The organism is Hymenobacter armeniacus, assembly GCF_014699055.1.
GTDB lineage: Bacteria > Bacteroidota > Bacteroidia > Cytophagales > Hymenobacteraceae > Hymenobacter > Hymenobacter armeniacus.
Genome location: NZ_JACXAC010000006.1, coordinates 346,678 through 363,153 on the forward strand (window position 1 = coordinate 346,678; position 16,476 = coordinate 363,153).

At 65.1% G+C, this 16,476-nt stretch carries 14 protein-coding genes; 8 read left to right on the forward strand and 6 right to left on the reverse strand.

From position 1 onward, the window contains the following. Positions 1 to 24: 24 nt before the first annotated feature. A complete protein-coding gene (locus tag IC234_RS18855; protein WP_190927706.1) occupies positions 25 to 1,494 on the forward strand; it encodes a glutamate synthase subunit beta in 1,470 nt (489 codons plus the stop codon). Between the two features lie 66 nt (positions 1,495 to 1,560). Here IC234_RS18855 and IC234_RS18860 read toward each other — a convergent pair whose 3' ends face one another. The 3 genes from IC234_RS18860 to IC234_RS18870 form a co-directional block, all read right to left on the reverse strand. Next, positions 1,561 to 1,734, reverse strand: a complete 174-nt coding sequence (locus IC234_RS18860) for a hypothetical protein (RefSeq protein ID WP_190927708.1) — start codon at positions 1,732 to 1,734, stop codon at positions 1,561 to 1,563. A gap of 65 nt (positions 1,735 to 1,799) precedes the next feature. Beyond that, positions 1,800 to 2,822 (reverse strand): SMP-30/gluconolactonase/LRE family protein, encoded by a 1,023-nt coding sequence (locus IC234_RS18865; protein ID WP_190927710.1) that lies wholly within the window; start codon positions 2,820 to 2,822, stop codon positions 1,800 to 1,802. Positions 2,823 to 2,925: 103 nt separating this feature from the next. After that, on the reverse strand, positions 2,926 to 4,092 hold the full coding sequence (locus IC234_RS18870) for an NAD(P)/FAD-dependent oxidoreductase (RefSeq protein WP_190927712.1): 1,167 nt from the start codon (positions 4,090 to 4,092) through the stop codon (positions 2,926 to 2,928). Positions 4,093 to 4,202: 110 nt separating this feature from the next. Between IC234_RS18870 and IC234_RS18875 the strand changes: the two genes are divergently transcribed. The 5 genes from IC234_RS18875 to IC234_RS18895 all read left to right on the forward strand — a co-directional run bounded on the left by IC234_RS18875 (position 4,203) and on the right by IC234_RS18895 (position 9,126). Then, positions 4,203 to 4,916, forward strand: coding sequence for a GAF domain-containing protein (locus tag IC234_RS18875; RefSeq protein ID WP_190927715.1), 714 nt, complete (start codon positions 4,203 to 4,205; stop codon positions 4,914 to 4,916). A gap of 148 nt (positions 4,917 to 5,064) precedes the next feature. Continuing rightward, complete coding sequence (locus IC234_RS18880) at positions 5,065 to 5,775, forward strand: GAF domain-containing protein (protein WP_190927717.1); 711 nt, start codon at positions 5,065 to 5,067, stop codon at positions 5,773 to 5,775. Positions 5,776 to 5,829: 54 nt separating this feature from the next. Beyond that, the gene (locus IC234_RS18885; RefSeq protein WP_190927719.1) at positions 5,830 to 6,996 is read left to right on the forward strand and encodes a 1-deoxy-D-xylulose-5-phosphate reductoisomerase; all 1,167 of its coding nucleotides are present in this window, start codon (positions 5,830 to 5,832) and stop codon (positions 6,994 to 6,996) included. A gap of 146 nt (positions 6,997 to 7,142) precedes the next feature. Next, the gene (gene rseP / locus IC234_RS18890) at positions 7,143 to 8,474 is read left to right on the forward strand and encodes an RIP metalloprotease RseP (RefSeq protein ID WP_240539779.1); all 1,332 of its coding nucleotides are present in this window, start codon (positions 7,143 to 7,145) and stop codon (positions 8,472 to 8,474) included. A 148-nt stretch (positions 8,475 to 8,622) separates the two neighbouring features. Further along, positions 8,623 to 9,126, forward strand: a complete 504-nt coding sequence (locus IC234_RS18895; protein ID WP_190927723.1) for a DUF6702 family protein — start codon at positions 8,623 to 8,625, stop codon at positions 9,124 to 9,126. A 29-nt stretch (positions 9,127 to 9,155) separates the two neighbouring features. Here IC234_RS18895 and IC234_RS18900 read toward each other — a convergent pair whose 3' ends face one another. Further along, on the reverse strand, positions 9,156 to 9,821 hold the full coding sequence (locus IC234_RS18900; protein WP_190927726.1) for a DUF2461 domain-containing protein: 666 nt from the start codon (positions 9,819 to 9,821) through the stop codon (positions 9,156 to 9,158). Positions 9,822 to 10,018: 197 nt separating this feature from the next. Further along, the gene (locus tag IC234_RS18905; RefSeq protein WP_190927728.1) at positions 10,019 to 12,496 is read right to left on the reverse strand and encodes a bifunctional YncE family protein/alkaline phosphatase family protein; all 2,478 of its coding nucleotides are present in this window, start codon (positions 12,494 to 12,496) and stop codon (positions 10,019 to 10,021) included. A gap of 157 nt (positions 12,497 to 12,653) precedes the next feature. On the opposite strand from IC234_RS18905, the gene IC234_RS18910 reads away from it, so the two are divergent. Further along, on the forward strand, positions 12,654 to 13,433 hold the full coding sequence (locus IC234_RS18910; RefSeq protein ID WP_223827779.1) for a L,D-transpeptidase family protein: 780 nt from the start codon (positions 12,654 to 12,656) through the stop codon (positions 13,431 to 13,433). A 254-nt stretch (positions 13,434 to 13,687) separates the two neighbouring features. Continuing rightward, entirely contained in the window at positions 13,688 to 14,746 is a 1,059-nt protein-coding gene (locus tag IC234_RS18915; protein ID WP_223827780.1) for a TolB family protein, read from the forward strand. 144 nt (positions 14,747 to 14,890) lie between these two features. Here the strand turns inward: IC234_RS18915 and IC234_RS18920 are convergent, their stop codons facing one another. Further along, complete coding sequence (locus IC234_RS18920; RefSeq protein ID WP_190927732.1) at positions 14,891 to 16,336, reverse strand: DUF5723 family protein; 1,446 nt, start codon at positions 16,334 to 16,336, stop codon at positions 14,891 to 14,893. Between the last annotated feature and the right edge of the window lie 140 nt (positions 16,337 to 16,476).

Here is a 16,476-nt window from a genome sequence, read left to right on the forward strand (position 1 = left end):
ATCGTTCAGACAAACCAACGACCCATGCCTAATCCCACCGGTTTCAAAGAATTCGCCCGCGAGCTGCCGCCCAAGGCCGTGCCGCAGGAGCGCGTGGCCCACAACCACGAATTCGTCGGCACTTACTCCGAAGGGCAGCTCACCCAACAGGCGGCCCGCTGCATGAATTGCGGCATTCCGTTCTGCCACTCGGGCTGCCCACTGGGCAACATCATCCCCGAATTCAACGACGCCGTGCGGGCGGAGAAATGGGAGGATGCCTACCAGATTCTCAGCGCCACCAACAACTTTCCGGAGTTCACCGGCCGCATCTGCCCCGCGCCGTGCGAGGCGGCGTGCGTGCTCAGCATCCACAGCAGCCCGGTGGCCATTGAGGAAATCGAGAAGCACATCATTGAAATTGCCTTTGCGAAGGGCTACGTGCAGCCTATGGCCCCGGTCCTGAAATCGGGCAAAACGGTGGCGGTGGTGGGCTCCGGCCCGGCCGGGCTGGCGGCGGCGGCGCAGCTGGCGCGGGCCGGCCACACCGTCACGGTGTTCGAGCGCGACGACCGGCCCGGCGGCCTGCTTCGCTACGGCATCCCCGATTTCAAGCTGGATAAGTGGGTCATCGACCGCCGCATCGACCTGCTGAAGGAGGACGGCATCAGCTTCCGCTGCAACACCGAAATCGGCCGCGACCTGCCTTTTGCCCAGCTCACCCGCGACTTCCACGCCGTGGTGCTGGCCGGCGGCGCCAGCGTGCCGCGCGACCTGCACATTCCCGGCCGGGAGCTGCCGGGCATCCACTTCGCCATGGACTACCTTACCCAGCACAACCGCCACGTGAGCGAGTTAGAGCTGCCCGACGCGCCCATCTGGGTGGAGGGCGAGGACGTGGTGGTCATCGGCAGCGGCGACACGGGCTCCGACTGCGTGGGCACGGCCAACCGCCAGCGGGCCCGCTCCGTCACGCAGTTTGCCCTCATGCACCAGCCCGGCGCCGAGCGCCCCGCCCACACGCCCTGGCCGCTGGAGCCGCACATTTTCCGCAGCAGCACCTCGCACGAAGAAGGCTGCCAGCGCTACTGGGGTATCAATACCAAAGAATTCCTGGCCGATGAGGCCGGCCGGCTCCGCGCCCTGCGCGTGAGCGACGTGACCTGGGAAACCGACGTGCTGGGCCGCCGCATCCGCTTCGAGGAGGTGCCCGATTCCGACCGCGAAATTCCCTGCCAGCGCGTGCTGCTGGCCCTGGGCTTCACCGGCCCCCGCGTGGACGGCCTGCTGAACGAGCTGGAAATCGACCTCGACCCGCGCGGCAACGTGCTGGCCGACGACAAAACCTTCGTCACGAGCCAGCCCAACGTCTTTGTGGCCGGCGACATGCGCCGTGGCCAGTCGCTGGTCGTCTGGGCAATCTCGGAAGGCCGCGAAGCCGCCCGGCAAGTGGATTTGCTGCTGACCGGCAAGACCGCGCTACCGAGCAAGAATGCGGTGGGAATGTTTGTGTAAGCAGCTGTCATTGCGCGTAGTTAGTTACAAAGATGAGCCGTAGACTTTTCTTCTTGGGCCTCTTCCTCAACCCGCCCACACCTCCTCTACCACTACATCCTGCGGGTTTTCTTTAACATTCACGTCAATAAGCGCCCCCACGTTGCTCAAGCAGCTGGCGACAATCGGGCTGAGGTGACGCAGGTGCAGGGTTTGGCCGGCGCAGTGGTAGCGCTCGGTCAGCTTGTGGATAGAAAACAAAACGGCGGGTTGTCGGCAACCCAAGGCTGCGCCGACAACCCGCCGCTTCATCAAAAGCAGGCAGCTTAAAAACGCACCTTCACAATCTTAAACCGCGGCGACGTGGCGGTGTACGGGTACAGCACGTAGGCATCAGAGCCGCGCTTGGTGATGGTGGTGGGGCTCACGGCGCCGGTGGCGAAAGTGCCCGTGCTGCGCACGTTGGCCCAGGCATCGGTGCTACTGAGGCGGTACACGGTGCTTTGGCTGCCCGAAACGAGCAGCAGCGTTTGCGGGTCGGTGAGGAGCAGGCCGTCGGCGCCGGTCAGGCTCAGGCCGGCGGCGTTGGTGACGGCGGTGAAGCTGGCGGGAGTGGCAATGGGCACTTTGTAGAGGGTGCCGGTATTGGCTTTGGCCACAATCAGGTAGCCGTCGGGGTGGTACACGATGCCATTCAGGCCAAAGGCGGTGCCGGCGTCAAACTGCGGACTGGTCAGGAACACCGAGGCCACGCCCTGCGGGTCGACCTTGTAGATGATGGGCGCGTTGCTGTCCGTCACGTAGGCGTTGCCGTCTTTGTCCACGGCAATGTCGTTGGCAAAGTGGTTGGGGTAAGTGGCCGCAGCGGGGAGGCCGCCCAGGTCCACGTAGTTGAGCAGGGCGCCGCTGGTGTTGTTGAAAATGGCCAGCGCGGCCCGCTTGCGCAGGGTGGCGGCCGTGGTGCGGGCCGGGTTCACGCCGTTGTCGGACACGGCCACCAGCACGCGGTTGCGGCCGGCGTCGAGGTTCACGCCGATGGTCGAAATCAGGCGGGAGTCGTCGGCCAGCTGGGCGAAGGTGCTGTCGTCCTTCACGGTGCTGATGACGCCCTTGGTGCGCGAGCTCACGATGAAGCGCTTGTTGGCATCGTCGTACTGCACGCCCTCCGGATGCAAGGCCGCCTGCGGCACACTGATGCGGTCGGGGTTCGTGACCGTGGGGGTGGTGATGTCTTCGTCTTTGGAGCAGCCGGGCAGCGTGCCCAGCAAGCCAGCCGCCAGGGCGGCAAGAACAACGAAGCGCGGCAGGCGCACGGGCCGGCGACGGCCAGAAAAGGCAGAACGAGACATAAGCGGGAGGTTTAAAATCCAAAGGATGAACTACCTGCTTGTACGTACCGCCGGGCAGAAGATATTCGAAACCGGATTAAAACGGGGTTAAAACGCCAGCACCTCACCCGATGGCCTTCTGCACCCACGGCTTCAGGCCGGGCACCCGGGCCAGGCGCACGCCCGCGTTCACCAGCCACGGCTTGTTGCTGAGGAAGCGCATCATCCGGTAGCTTTTGGCCAGCTTGCGGCTGATGCGGTGCGCCACCTGGGCGTCGTAGCTCCGCATGAAGTCGGCGCTAAACTCCTGCTTTTTGAAGCAGGCCAGCACCTGCTTGGCGGCCAGCATGCCGCTTTGCATGGCCGTGTCGATGCCGTGGCCCTGAATGGGGTCGATGAGCGAGGCCGCGTCGCCGCACAGCAGAAAGCGCGCGCCGCTCACGGGCACCGTGCGCCCGCCGCCCAGCGGCAGCCCAAAGCCCTGAATGGCGCCCAGCTGCCGGGCGTCGTCGAAGCGGCCGGCCAGGGCGGGGTGCGTGGCCAGCAGCTCGGGCAGCACCTGCTTCAGGTCGACTTTGTGCCGGGCCACCGTTTCCGACAGCATGCCCAGGCCCACGTTGTAGCGGCCCTGGCCCACGGGGAAAATCCAGAGGTAGCCCTGCAGGTAATCCTTCGTGAAGAAATATTCCGTGAGGCCGGCTTCGGCGTCTTTGATGTTTTCGAAATAAGCCCGCACGCCGGCGCAGTGGTGGGCGCGGTCGAGGGGCATGGGCAGCAACTGGCGGCGCACCACCGAGTTGGCCCCGTCGCAGCCGATGACCACCTGACAGGTAAGCTCGGCGCCTTCGGCCAGGTGCAGGCGCACGCACTCCGCGTCCACGTGCAGGCCTTTGAGGATGGTGTTTTCGAGAATGGTGGTGGGCGTGTGCAGGCGCACCAGCTCCAGCAGCGCAGCGTCGAAGGTTTCGCGGGGGCTGTTGAAGCTGGGCAGCTTCCAGCGCATCCAGAGGCTGTCGCCGTTGGGCGCCACTAGGCGCGACTGGCGCACGGCGTCGAGCGGCTGCAGCTGCCACAGGGCCTCGGCAAAGGCGGGGTCGAGCTGGCGCAGGGCCTTCAGGGCGTGGCCGGGAATGGCGTCGCCGCACACCTTGTCGCGCGGGAACTGGGCCTTGTCCAGCAGCGCCACCCGCAGGCCGCTAGCCCGCAGGGCCAGCGCACAGGCCGCGCCCGCCGGCCCGGCCCCGATGATGGCCACATCGTAATCAGAAGCAGAAGAAGCAGGTACCGACACGCCTCCAAAGGTAACGGACGACTTGCAGCCCGCCCGCGGGCCGAACCCCTACCGGCCTCTGCCCGTTTTTCACTAGCTTGCCCTCTACCACCTTTTCTACCCTGCCGGACGTGACTCCCTTCCTCGCCTCCCTGATTCCGGCCAACGACGACGCCCGCCTGCGCGCCCTCGACCGCTACCAGCTGCTCGACGCCCGCAGCGAACAAGTGCTCGACGACGTGGTGGCCGCCACCGCCCGGCTCTTTCGGGTATCCAACGCCATGATTTCCATCGTGGAAAAAGACACCGTGCTGGTGAAAGCGCCCTACAACCTGCCGGCCCCCATCGAGCGGGTGCCGCGCGAGCAAAGCCTGTGCTCGGCCACCATTCTGCAAAACGACACGGCCGTGTTCGAAAACCTCGACCACTCCAGCGCGCCCGGCGTCGACACCTCGCTGGTGCGGCAGATGGGGCTGCGCTTCTATGCCGGCCACAACCTGCGCACGCCCGATGGCCACAACCTCGGCGCGCTGTGCCTGCTCGACGGCCCGCCCCGCCGCTTCACCCCGGCCGAGCGCACGCTGCTGGGCCGCCTGGCCGGGCTGGTGATGCGCCTGCTGGAGCTGCGCCGCCTGCTGGGCGCTCACGCCGGCGCCACCGTGGCCCTCTGGGAACTGGTGTACCGCGCCATCGGCGAGCAGCTGGGCCGCCTGGGCGCGCTGGCCGAGCGGCAACGGCTGGGAAGCGGCCCCACCCGCGAGCTGGCCCCGGCCGTGGCGCAAGAAGCCGGAGCCATCGTGGGCATCATCGACCAGTTTCTGGTTTCAACGCTCCAACGCCGCTAACCGCGCCGGCACCCGCCGACCGGGCCACGCAACCCTGCCCCCCTGGCAGCGGTACAAGTCGGGGCCGACAGCTCAGCCGTATGCGCACGGGGCTTGCACGGCCCGTAGTGGTTGGCCCTTCTGGCCGGCTTTTTCTTTTCCTTTTGTTTTGGCTGATACTTCCACTTCCCTGATACCGGCCAACGACGCGGCCCGGCTCGACGCCCTCGACCGCTACCAGCTGCTGGACGCCCGCAGCGAAAAGGTGCTCGACGACGTGGTGGCCGCCACCGCCCGGCTGTTCCGCGCTTCCAACGCCATGCTCTCCATCGTAGAGCAAAACCAGGTGCTGGTGAAGGCGCCCTACAACCTGCCCGTGCCCATCGAGCGAATTCCGCGCGAGCAAAGCATTTGCTCGGCCACCATTTTGCAAAACGACACGGCCGTGTTCGAAGACCTGGCCCAGGCCACCATTCCCGGCGTCGACACCTCGCTGGTGCAGCAGTTGGGCCTGCATTTCTACGCCGGCCACAACCTGCGCACGCCCGATGGCTTCAACCTGGGCTCGCTGTGCGTGTACGACGGCCCGCCCCGTCAGTTTTTGCCCATCGAGCGGACCTTGCTGGCCATCCTGGCGGGCCTGGTGATGCGCCTGCTGGAGCTGCGCCGCACCCTGGGCGCCCACACCGACCGCACCGCCGTGCTGTGGGAGCCCGTGTACCGGGCCATTGGCGGCCAGCTGGCGCGCCTGAGCGCCCTGGCCGAGCGCCCCGCCCCCACCGGCGGCCCCGCACCCATCACCGACGGTGTGGTGGCTGAAGTGAAAGCCATTGCCGACGTCGTCGACCAGTTTGTGGCGGCCACCCTCAAGCGGGCGTAAGGGCGCGAGCATGGGAGGGGCGTACTTTTGCGTCGTTTCCGTGTTTATAGCAATATGGTTGAAAAAAATGAGGTGAAAACGCTGGCGTTGCTGGGCGCCACGGGCTCCATTGGCACGCAGGCGCTGGAGGTGGTGCGGCAGCAGCCGGGCCGGTTCCGGGTGGCGGTGCTCAGTGCGCAGCGGCAGTGGGAGCTGCTGGCACAGCAGGCGCGGGAGTTTCGGCCGGCGGTGGTCGTCATTGGCGACGAAAGCTGCTACCAGGCCCTGAAAGAGGCGCTGGCCCAGCAGCCCGAAACCGAAGTATTGGCCGGTGCCACGGCGCTGGCCGAAGTGGTGACGCGCCCCGAAATCGACATCGTGCTCACGGCCCTGGTGGGCTACGCGGGCCTGCTGCCCACGGTGGCCGCCATCCGGGCCGGCAAGGACATTGCCCTGGCCAACAAGGAAACGCTGGTGGTGGCCGGTGAGCTCATCACGGGCCTCGTGCGCCAGCACAACGTGCGCCTGCTGCCCGTCGACTCCGAGCACTCGGCCATATTCCAGTGCTTGGTGGGCGAGGAACTGAACCCCATCGAAAAAATCATCCTCACGGCCTCCGGGGGCCCTTTCCGCGGGCGCACTGCCCGCGAGATGGAAGCCGTGACCAAGGCCCAGGCCCTGAAGCACCCCAACTGGGACATGGGCGCCAAAATCACCATCGATTCGGCCTCGCTCATGAACAAGGGCCTGGAGGTGATTGAGGCCAAGTGGCTGTTCGGCCTGACCAACGAGCAGATTGACGTGGTGGTGCACCCGCAAAGCATCGTGCACTCGCTGGTGCAGTTCGAGGACGGCTCGCTGAAAGCCCAATTGGGCTTGCCCGACATGAAGCTGCCCATTCAATACGCACTGGGCTACCCGCAGCGGCTGGCCAATACCTTCCCCCGCTTCTCGTTTCTCGACTACCCCACCCTCACCTTCGAGGCGCCCGACCGGGTGGCATTTCCCAACCTGGAGCTGGCCTTTGGGGCCATGCGGCGGGGCGGCAACGCGCCCTGCGTGCTCAACGCGGCCAACGAAGTGGCCGTGGCCGCATTTTTGCGGGAGCAGGTGGGCTTCCGGCAGATGTCGGACCTGGTGGCGGAGTGCCTGGCGCGGGTATCGTACCTTGCCGAGCCAATCTTGGCCGACCTGGTGGCTACCGACGCGGAAACGCGCCGCCTCGCCGAAACCTTGGTTTAAAAATCGTTGTCATGCTGACGAAGGAAGCATCTTATCACGGCTGCCTTCGCCAGATTTACTCCCCCCCTGCAGCGCGAGCGTGATAAGGTCCTTCGCTTCGCTCAGGATGACAGATAAATAAAAAATCCCCCTTGGCTATCCTCACCATGATTGGCCAGCTTGTGCTGGCGCTTTCCATCCTTGTCGGCTTGCACGAATTCGGCCATTTCGCCTTCGCCAAGCTGTTTAAAATCCGGGTCGATAAGTTCTACATCTTCTTCGACTTCCTGTTTCCAATGCCCAACGTGGCCAACTTTGCGTTGGTGAAAAAGAAAATCGGCGAGACGGAATACGGCATCGGCTGGTTTCCGCTGGGCGGCTACGTGCAGATTCACGGCATGATTGACGAGACGCAGGACGCCTCGGCCCTGGCCGGCCCGCCGCAGCCCGACGAATTCCGCGGCAAGCCGGCCTGGCAGCGCCTGCTGGTGATGCTGGGCGGCATCATCATGAACGTGATTTTGGGCATTGCCATTTTCGCGGCCATGACGGCCCACTACGGCGAGACGTTTCTGCCGGCCTCGGAGGCGCGCTACGGCATTATTCCCAACGGCTTGGGCCGCGAAATCGGCTTCCGCACCGGCGACAAGATTGTGAAAATCAACGGCCGGCCGTTCACCGAGTTCGACGACGTGTTCAAGCCCGACGTCATCATGGGCGACAATTCCTACTACACCGTGGAGCGCAACGGGCAGCTGGAAGACCTCAAAATCCCGAAAAACTTCCTCGACAAGTTCAGCAAGCAAAGCGAGGACAGCCTGTTGGTGCGCCCCCGCGAAACCTTCGCCGTGGACCGCGTGACGCCCGGCGGCAACGCTTCCAAAGCGGGCCTGCTGGCCGGCGACGTCATCACGAGCGTGGCCGGGCGGCCGGTGCAGTTCTTCGACGAGCTGCAGGCCGTATTGCTCGCCAACAAAGGCAAGACCGTGGCCACCGTGGTGCAGCGCGGCAGCCAAACCCTCACGCTGAACATCCCGGTCACGGAGTCGGGCCGCATCGGCTTCGAGCGCAAGTCGACCCTGAAAGTGGGTACCCGCAAATACACCGTGGCCGAGGCCATTCCGGCGGGCGTGAAGAAAGCCTTTGGTGTGATTGGCCTGCAGGCCCGCGCTTTCGCCAAGATTGGCCGCGGCGAGATTTCGGCTTCCGAAAGCTTGGGCGGGCCGGTGGAAATTGCCCAGCAATTTGGCGGCACCTGGGACTGGCAACACTTCTGGGGCCTGGCCGGCGGCCTGAGCATGGTGCTGGCCTTTATGAACCTGCTGCCCATTCCGGCCCTCGACGGCGGCCACGTGGTGTTCCTGCTCTACGAGATGATTCTGCGCCGCAAGCCCTCCGATGCCTTCCTGGAAGGCGCCCAGCGCGTGGGCACGGTCCTGATTCTGGCCCTGATGGCCTACGTCATCGTGTTCAAGCAGGTGATGAAACTGTTCAATTAAGCAGACTCGCGTCTGTCATCCTGAGCAAAGCGAAGGACCTTATCACCGCCGAACGAAGCGCAGTAACTCAACTGTTGCAGGCATGATAAGGTCCTTCGCTTTGCTCAGGATGACAGACGCCCCCGTTATCAAACCCGCTCCCACGCCCATGCGCTTGCTTGCCACCCTCGCTGCCCTGGTGCTGCTACTGCCGCTGGCGGGCGCGGCCCCGGCGCTGCACGCCTACCACAGCACCATCACGGAGCTGCGCTACAACGCGGCCAAGCAGCAGCTGGAGCTGTCGGTGAAGGTGTTCACCGACGACTTTGAAAAGGCCATTTCCAAAGGCCAGCCCACGCCCGTGAACCTCACCGATGCCGGCCCGCGCCCCCTCGCGCTGGCCACGGCCTACCTGCAGCGCACGCTGCAGGTGCGCACCACGGTGGGAGCAGCGCTGCAGCTGCAGGTGCTGGGCATGCAGGCCGAGAACGACGGCTACTGGCTGTTCTGCAAAGTGCCGCTGCCCGGCCCCCAGCCCGGCGTGCAGCTGCGCCAGGCCATGATGCTGGAAGTATTTGGCGATGAAATGAACATCGTGAACGTGGAGGCCAACGGCAAAAAGCAAAGCGCCCTGTTTCGGGCCGGCCATGAGCAGGAAACCCTGACCTGGTAGCCTCCCTGTCGTGACGATGCCCGGGGCGGTTACTGGCTGATGGCGTGGCGCAGAAACTGGCAAAACGGCACCATGGCGCGGAAAACCTCCAGCACATAGGCCCGAAAATCCTCGTGGTTGAGCACGTCGGCATCGGCCATCTGATGCGTGGCCACGAAGCTTTTGTGCTTCAACAGCTCAATTTCGGGGTGGTCGGCGGCATAGGCGGCGGGGGCTTTCTTGAGCCGGTCGCCGCCCAGGCCGCCGAAGTAGCGCTGGAAATCCGGCGCGGCCAGCAGCGTTTTCAGCTCGTCGGCGTTGTAGTCGATTTCCTGGCGAATGGCGGCCAATTGTTCCTTTTCGGGCTGGTACATGCCGCCGGCGATGAGCGTGTTGCCGTTGGGCCCCAGCTGCAGGTAGTAGCCCGGCGTTTCGATGTCTTTGCCGCTGGCCGTGAAGTACACCGAAAAATGCGTCTTGTAGGGGTCCTTGTTGTTGCTGAAGCGCACGTCGCGGTAAATGCGGAACACGCTTTTGCGGCCCTCAGGCCCGGCCAGTTCCGTGTCTAGCTTCTGCAATTCCTGAAACCAATACTCGGCGTCTTCCACAAACTGGGCGCGTAGCTGGTCATAAGTGGCTTTGCGCTCCTGAAACCAGGGCCGCTCGTTGTGCTTGGCGAGGCCGGAGAGGAAGGTAAAAAGAGGTTTTAGCTGCATGGAATCGGGTAAATTGGACGGTCAAACTCCCCTCCTTACCAAGGAGGGGATGTTCGAGCCAACGGCTCGAACGGGGGTGGTTGTGGGGGGTGAACGGCTCGCAGCCGTGTGGTTCGCCCATCGTTCAACGAGTGCAACCACCCCAGCTCGCGCTTCGCGTAAGCGTCCCCTCCTCAACGGAGGAGGGGAGTTGATGTTCAGTCGTCATCCCCTTCTTCCTCCTCTTCGTGCTCGGCCTTGGCCTCGCGCAAGAAGGCGGCCCGGCGCGGGGCCGGCATGTGGCTGTGCTCGCCCCGAATGGCCTGCCAGATGTTCTCGTTGAAGGCCAGGTCGGGGGCGGCGTCTTCGCGGGTCATGTCAAATTTCAGGGCGCGGCGGGCGGGGGCGTTGAAGGCGGTGTTGCGCACGTCTTGGGGCGTGGTGGCGGGGCGCAGGGTGTAAGGCTTCAGGTTGGGCTTGGCTGTGAAGCAGGCCCAGAGCGGCAGCGCGGCGGCGTCGTACTGGCTCATGGGCGGCAGGCCGAGAATGAGCTCCAGCGTACGCAGCATGCCGGACGTGGTGTAGGCGGTGTGCACCACGGCGTGGCGGCGGATGTAGGGGCCCACGAGGTAGGCCGTGGAGCGGTGCGCGTCCACGTGGTCGGGGCCGTTCTGGGCGTCGTCTTCCACTATCATCACCACCGATTCCTTCCACACAGGGCTTTGGGAGAGGTGCTCTATCAGGCGGCCCAGGGCGAGGTCGTTGTCGGCGGCGTAGGACCAGGGGTGCAATTCGCCCTTGCGCGCGCCGTAAGTGTGGTCGTTGGGCAGGCGGATGACGCTGAGGTTGGGCAGCTTGCCGGCGGCCACCAGGCGGTCAAAATCGGCCTCCCACACCTTTTCGCGGTCCACGTCCTTCACCTTCATGTTGAAGCCCGGGTACTCCTTGCAGTAGTTGGCCGCGATGGATGGCGTGGTGGGCTTGCCCTGAAACACGAACTCGCCGTAGGACCGAAACGTGCGGCCGGCGCGCAGGCAGTAGTCCCATAGAAAACCGTCCTTGGGTTCGGCCACTTCGCCTTTGTTGCCTTCGAAATCGTATTCGCCGCCGCGGCCGCTGTAGTTGCTGGGCCAGGTTTTTTCCACAAAATCGGTGGCGTAGGCTGCCGTGCTCCAGTTGTGGCCGTCGGCGCTCACCTCGGCATCCACATAAAAGTTGTCGAGCAGCACAAACTCCCGCGTGAGGGCATGGTGGTTGGGCGTCACCTTCTCCGGGAAAAGGCACAGGCTGGCGTCGCCGTTGCCGGCCGGCAGGTCGCCGAGCACCTGGTCGTAGGTGCGGTTTTCCTTGATGATGTAGAAGACGTGTTTGATGGGCGAGGCCTCGCCCACGCGCTGGGGCACGGGGTTGCCGGCCGGCACTTCGGGCGCGGCCTCGCGGGCCTTCGTGAACGGCGTGTTGGCATACACCTGGGCCGAAAACGTGGCCAGCGCGGCCGCGTCGGGCACGGGCAGGCGCGAGAGCGAGCTTTTCAGCAGCCCGCCGATGTAGCCGGCGCCCTTCTCGCCCACGTCGCGGATGGGATTCGGGCCGTTGGGATTGGCCAGCGAGGTGCTGCCTTTGCCGTTCACCACCAGCAGCTGCTGGCCCGCCACGCGCACCACCGTGGGGTACCAGCCGGTGGGCACGAAGCCCAGAGGCCGGCTGGCCGCCGGGTCGCGCACGTCGAACACGGCCAGGCAGTTGTTGTCGGCGTTGGCGATGAAGAGCTGCGTGTCGTCGGCGCTCAGGGCCACGCCGTCGGGGGTGCTGCCGGCGGGCGAGTTGGGAAAGAGGGCCGTGTTCAAGGTTTCCGTCACGCGGCCGGCGCGGGTGTCGATGACCGACACGGAGTTGCTGTTGGCATTGGCCACGAAGAGCCGGCGGCCGTCGCGGCTCAGGGCCAGGTCGTTGGGGTGGCTTTCGACGGGGATGGGCGCCAGCAGCTGCTGCTTCTCTGTGTCATACACAGCCACGGCGTGGCCGCCCCACAGGCTGATGTATAGCCGGGTGCCATCGGGGCTCAGCAGGGCGCCGTAGGCCTCGGCCGGCAGCTTGAGGGTGCGCAGGGTTTTGCGCGTTTTCAGGTCAATGGTGTAGAGCGAATTGTCTTCGCGCGTCACGGCGTAGAGCTGCTGGCGGCGCCCATCCACGGCCAGGCCCGCTACGCCAATCTTCTGCTTGGGCCACTTCTCCCCCAGCACCAGGGCGCTGTCGGGCTGCAGTTTTTGGCCCTCCACCCGGAAGCAATGGACGCGGTTGTGCTGCCCGCCCGAGGCGTACAGCGTGCGGCCATCGGGCGCGAAGGCCAGCCCGGCCCAGGCGGCCGGCACCACGCGGGTGTCCAACAGTTGGCCCGAGGCAGCATCCAGCAGCTGCACCGAGTTCTGGCCCCAGCCGGCATTCACCACGGCCGCCAGGCGGCCGTCGGGGCTGAGCTGCAGGTTGAGGGGCAGGTCGCCGAGGGGCGTGGCGGTGCCGGCGGGGCTGAGCTTCCAGCCGTTGGGCAGCCGGGTTTGGGTGGTGCCGGCAATGGGGCCGGGCAAAGCGCCGGGTGCTTCGGCAGCGGGCTTCTGGTTGGTGTTGCCGGAGCACCCCAGCAGCGCCAGAAACGGCAGCAGCGGCGCAACAAGGCGGAATGTGGAACGAATGCGCATAAACTAAGCTTGGTGCGGGCCACCGCCGCGCCACCGGGCGCGAAGGTAGCCCACCGGCGGGTTGGCCCTTGCGAAAACGCGCAATTTCACGAAGGCATAAAATAGAAACACTTGAATGCCGTTGTAGCGGCATTCTTCACCATTCCGGTTGTGTTTTATGCTGCGTCGCTTGTCGTGCTGCGGGCTGCTCGTGCTGTCCGTTTTCCAGTTGTTTGCCCAAAGTTGCTCGGCACCCGGCACCGCGCTGCCGCCCGACAGCCTGGTGGGCAAGCGCCCGGCCGCTTTCTGGAAAGAGCAGCTGCGGTTTCCGCGGGTGCGCGCCGCGCAGGCGGCCATCGGGCCCCAGCTGGCGGCCCGCCTGCGCGAACACGCGCTCGACCCGAAGCGGCTCGAAGTGTTCATCCGCATGCTGAAAAGCCGCGCCCAAGTGGAGGTGTGGGCCCGCAACCAGGGCAGCGGCCCTTACGAGTTGTTCGAAATCTACCCGCTGGCTGCCACCTCGGGCACGCTGGGCCCCAAGCGCCGGGCCGGCGACCGGCAAGTACCCGAGGGTTTCTACGAAATCGACCGGTTCAACCCGAAAAGCGACTACTACCTTTCCCTGGGCCTCAATTACCCCAACGCGGCCGACCGCGCGCTGGGCGAGCCCAACCCCGGCGGCGACATTTTTATTCACGGCGGCGAGGTCACCATCGGCTGCATGCCCATCACCGATGCCGGCATTGAGGAAGTGTACCTGCTGGCCGTGGCGGCGCGGGCTGCCGGGCAGCCTGTCATTCCCGTCCACATTTTCCCCTTTCCGCTCACCGAAGCCGAACTGGCCAAGCGTCGTAGCAGCCCGCACCAGGCTTTTTGGCGCAGCCTGATGCCCGGCTACGCGTATTTCGAGCAGCACCACGACGTGCTGCGAATGGAGGCGCTAGCGGTGGCACGGTAAGTTCGTTCTGCCGTGGCGCCTCACCCCCCGGCCCCCTCTCCCCAGGGAGAGGGGGAGCCAGCCGATTCCCATTGGAAGCAAAACCGGTGCCCCCGAAGAATGCTTGGTCGCATTCCCTTTGGGAGAGGGGGTCAGGGGGTGAGGCGACCGGCCAGAACGTCAACCCGCACCATTGGGCACGATTTTTTCGTTTAGCCGCAAAACCATCCTGATTACCCCCGCCCATGAAGCGCCTGTTTCTTGCCTTTCTTCCCTTGCTTTTCACGCTCGCGGCCCGCGCCCAGCGGCCCACCGACATCTGGTATTTCGGCCAGCAAGCCGGCCTCACCTTTGCTGACGGCACCCCCAAGCCCCTGAACGACGGCAAGATGAGTACCTACGAGGGCTGCGCCGTGGCCACCACCGCCCGGGGCGAGCTGCTCTTTTACACCAACGGCGAAACCGTGTGGAACCGCAAGCACCAGCCCATGCCCAACGGCCACAAGCTGATGGGCAGCGGCAGCAGCACCCAGTCGGCCCTCATCGTGCCCGACCCGGGCTCGGGCAACGTGTTCTACATTTTCACGGTGGCCCCGCAGGGCACGCCCAACGGCCTGCGCTACTCCATCGTGGACATGACGCGCGACAACGGCTTCGGCGACCTGCCCCGCGTGAACCTGCTGCTGGTGCAGCCCGTGGCCGAAAAGCTGGCCGCCGTGCGTCACCAGAACGGCCGCGACACCTGGGTGGTGGCCCACCGCTGGAACTCCAACGCCTTCGTGAGCTACCTCGTGACGGCCGACGGCGTGGCCGCCAAGCCCCTCATGAGCAACGTGGGCAGCATGAACGCCGGCCCCGGCCGCAACGCCATTGGCGCCCTCAAGTTCTCGCCCGACGGCAAGCACCTCGCCGCGGCGCTGTGGCGCGAAACCAACAAGTTTGAAATCTACGATTTTGACCGCGCCACCGGCAAGGTGAGCAACCCGCGGAGCTTCGGGCCTTATGCTGAAGCCTACGGCGTGGAATTCTCGCCCGACGGCTCGAAAGTGTACGGCACCTGCAACGGCGTGGGCGGCGGCCAAACCGAAATCTGGCAGTTCGACCTCAAAACCAAAGCCAAGACGCTGGTGGGCAAGTCGGCCAATCGCAAAATCGGCGCCCTGCAGCTGGGCCCCGATGGGCGCATCTACGTGGCCCGCGAAGACAACCCCAACCTCGGCGTCATCGAGCAGCCCAACGCCCTGGGCACCGACTGCAAGTACGTGGACGAAGGCCTGAAGCTGGGCGGCCGGCGCAGCAAGCTGGGCCTGCCGGCCTTTGTGGTGGTGCCGTAAGAGCTGAGTTTGTTTTGTAAAAAACCATCATGCTGAGCGCAGTCGAAGCATCTCGCGGGCAGTAGTATTCCAATCGTTAGGATTTACTGCCACACGCGAGATGCTTCGGCTGCGCTCAGCATGACGTGCTATTTAGTGGTGTTGCTACTGCTCTTCCTTGTTCCCGCCAAAGCGAAAACGCAGTATCCCGGTCGCCACCGAGTAGTACGGCGACTTGTCGCTGTAAAGCCCCAGCACGTCGCGCGTGCTGAAACCGGCTTCCCACACCGAAGTCACGAAAGTGATGCCCAGGGGCAGGTTGGTGCCGTAGCCGGCGCCACCGCTCACGCCGCTGCTCAGGCGCACGCCGCTCACGGGCTTAAAATCGACGCCCACGCCCACAAAGGGCGAGGTGAGGTTGCCGGCCACTTTGTTGAGGGGCGTGGTCACGTCGAGGCCCACTTCCAGTAGGTTGCTCACGCGCATGCCGGCCCCGAAGCGAAACTTGCCCGGCAGGGCGGCCTTGCGCTCCTTGGCCGCTTCGTAGGTGAACAAGGTTTGCTTGTCGGTGTCGAACTGGTCGGCGAGGCTGCTGAAAATGTCGTAGGTGGTGGCGCCTTGCGACTGCAGCTGCTGCAGGCGCTGGTCGTTGGCCGTCACCACGTTGCCCGTCCAGGTCATGTTGCCGAGGTCGGTGACCGAAGCGCCGAAGCGCAGGCCCTTGCCCGCTTCCACGGCCACGCCCAAATCGAACCCGTTGCCGCTGCCCACCGATTTGAACAAGCCCGATTCCCGTACGCTGTTGAAGTTGGGGTTGGCCGACAGCGCCCCGTAGTCGATGTCGAACACCGGCGAGAGGGCCGTGAAGGCGTAGAGGCTGCCGCTTTCGGCGCGCACGTCCACAATGCCCAGGCCCTGAATGTAGCGGTAGCCCGCCCCCACCGAGATGTGCAGGGCGTCTTTGCTGAGCACTTCGACGCCGTACGACAGGCTGTATTCGCTGGTAGAAGCCAGCTGAATGGACGTGCCGTCGAGCACCGTCGACACCAGTGGGGCGTTGGGGTTGGTGGGCGTGGGCGTGCTGCCGGTATTGGGCGTGGGGTAGTACTGCTTCACGATGGCCGCGTTCTGGCCGTTCACGAGGATGTCGGCCGCGTTGGGGTTCAGCCCCAAATGCAGGCTATTGCGCAGGCGGTTGCTGATGGCAATGCCGCCCAGGCCGTTCGGCAGACTCACCGCTAGGCCCAGCGTGGTGCCGTCGAGGTTCAAGTTGAGCACGTCGGGGCCCGAGAGGGCATTCACCAGCTCGGTGCGCTGCCCGGGCGTCAGCGGCTGGCTGTCGCTGGTGATGATGTTTTTGAAGATGTCTTTGGTCAGGGTGCGCGACGCCGCGCCCGCCCCAAACTCGCCGATGGTGAACGACACCAGCGGCGCCCCAGACCGGCCCAGGTTGGCGGGGTTGATGCCGATGGCCTGGTAGCCCTGCGCGAAGGTGTTGATGACCCCGCCCCGGCCCACGGCCGAGAAGTTGCCCAATTCGGTTTGGGCCACTGCGGTGCCCGGCAAAGCCAGCCCCAGGGCCAGCAAAAAGTGGGGGAAAGATGCTTTCATTCAGAAGGCAAGAAAAAAAGGTGGAGGTTTGGGAAGAGGTGGGAGGGGAAGAGCAGCCGCAAAAAACCGGCCCCCGCCCCGAGCCGCCAACCGCAGTCGCCCAACCCGCCCACCGGGTCGGCCTTTGCCGTTTGCTAGCG

Coding starts and splice junctions, on each gene's coding strand:
- IC234_RS18910 (WP_223827779.1), top strand. CDS start 12,654: ATGCTGCGTCGCTTGTCGTGCTGCGGGCTGCTCGTGCTGTCCGTTTTC.
- IC234_RS18895 (WP_190927723.1), top strand. CDS start 8,623: ATGCGCTTGCTTGCCACCCTCGCTGCCCTGGTGCTGCTACTGCCGCTG.
- IC234_RS18920 (WP_190927732.1), bottom strand. CDS start 16,336: ATGAAAGCATCTTTCCCCCACTTTTTGCTGGCCCTGGGGCTGGCTTTG.
- IC234_RS18900 (WP_190927726.1), bottom strand. CDS start 9,821: ATGCAGCTAAAACCTCTTTTTACCTTCCTCTCCGGCCTCGCCAAGCAC.
- rseP (WP_240539779.1), top strand. CDS start 7,143: ATGATTGGCCAGCTTGTGCTGGCGCTTTCCATCCTTGTCGGCTTGCAC.
- IC234_RS18885 (WP_190927719.1), top strand. CDS start 5,830: ATGGTTGAAAAAAATGAGGTGAAAACGCTGGCGTTGCTGGGCGCCACG.
- IC234_RS18855 (WP_190927706.1), top strand. CDS start 25: ATGCCTAATCCCACCGGTTTCAAAGAATTCGCCCGCGAGCTGCCGCCC.
- IC234_RS18905 (WP_190927728.1), bottom strand. CDS start 12,496: ATGCGCATTCGTTCCACATTCCGCCTTGTTGCGCCGCTGCTGCCGTTT.
- IC234_RS18865 (WP_190927710.1), bottom strand. CDS start 2,822: ATGTCTCGTTCTGCCTTTTCTGGCCGTCGCCGGCCCGTGCGCCTGCCG.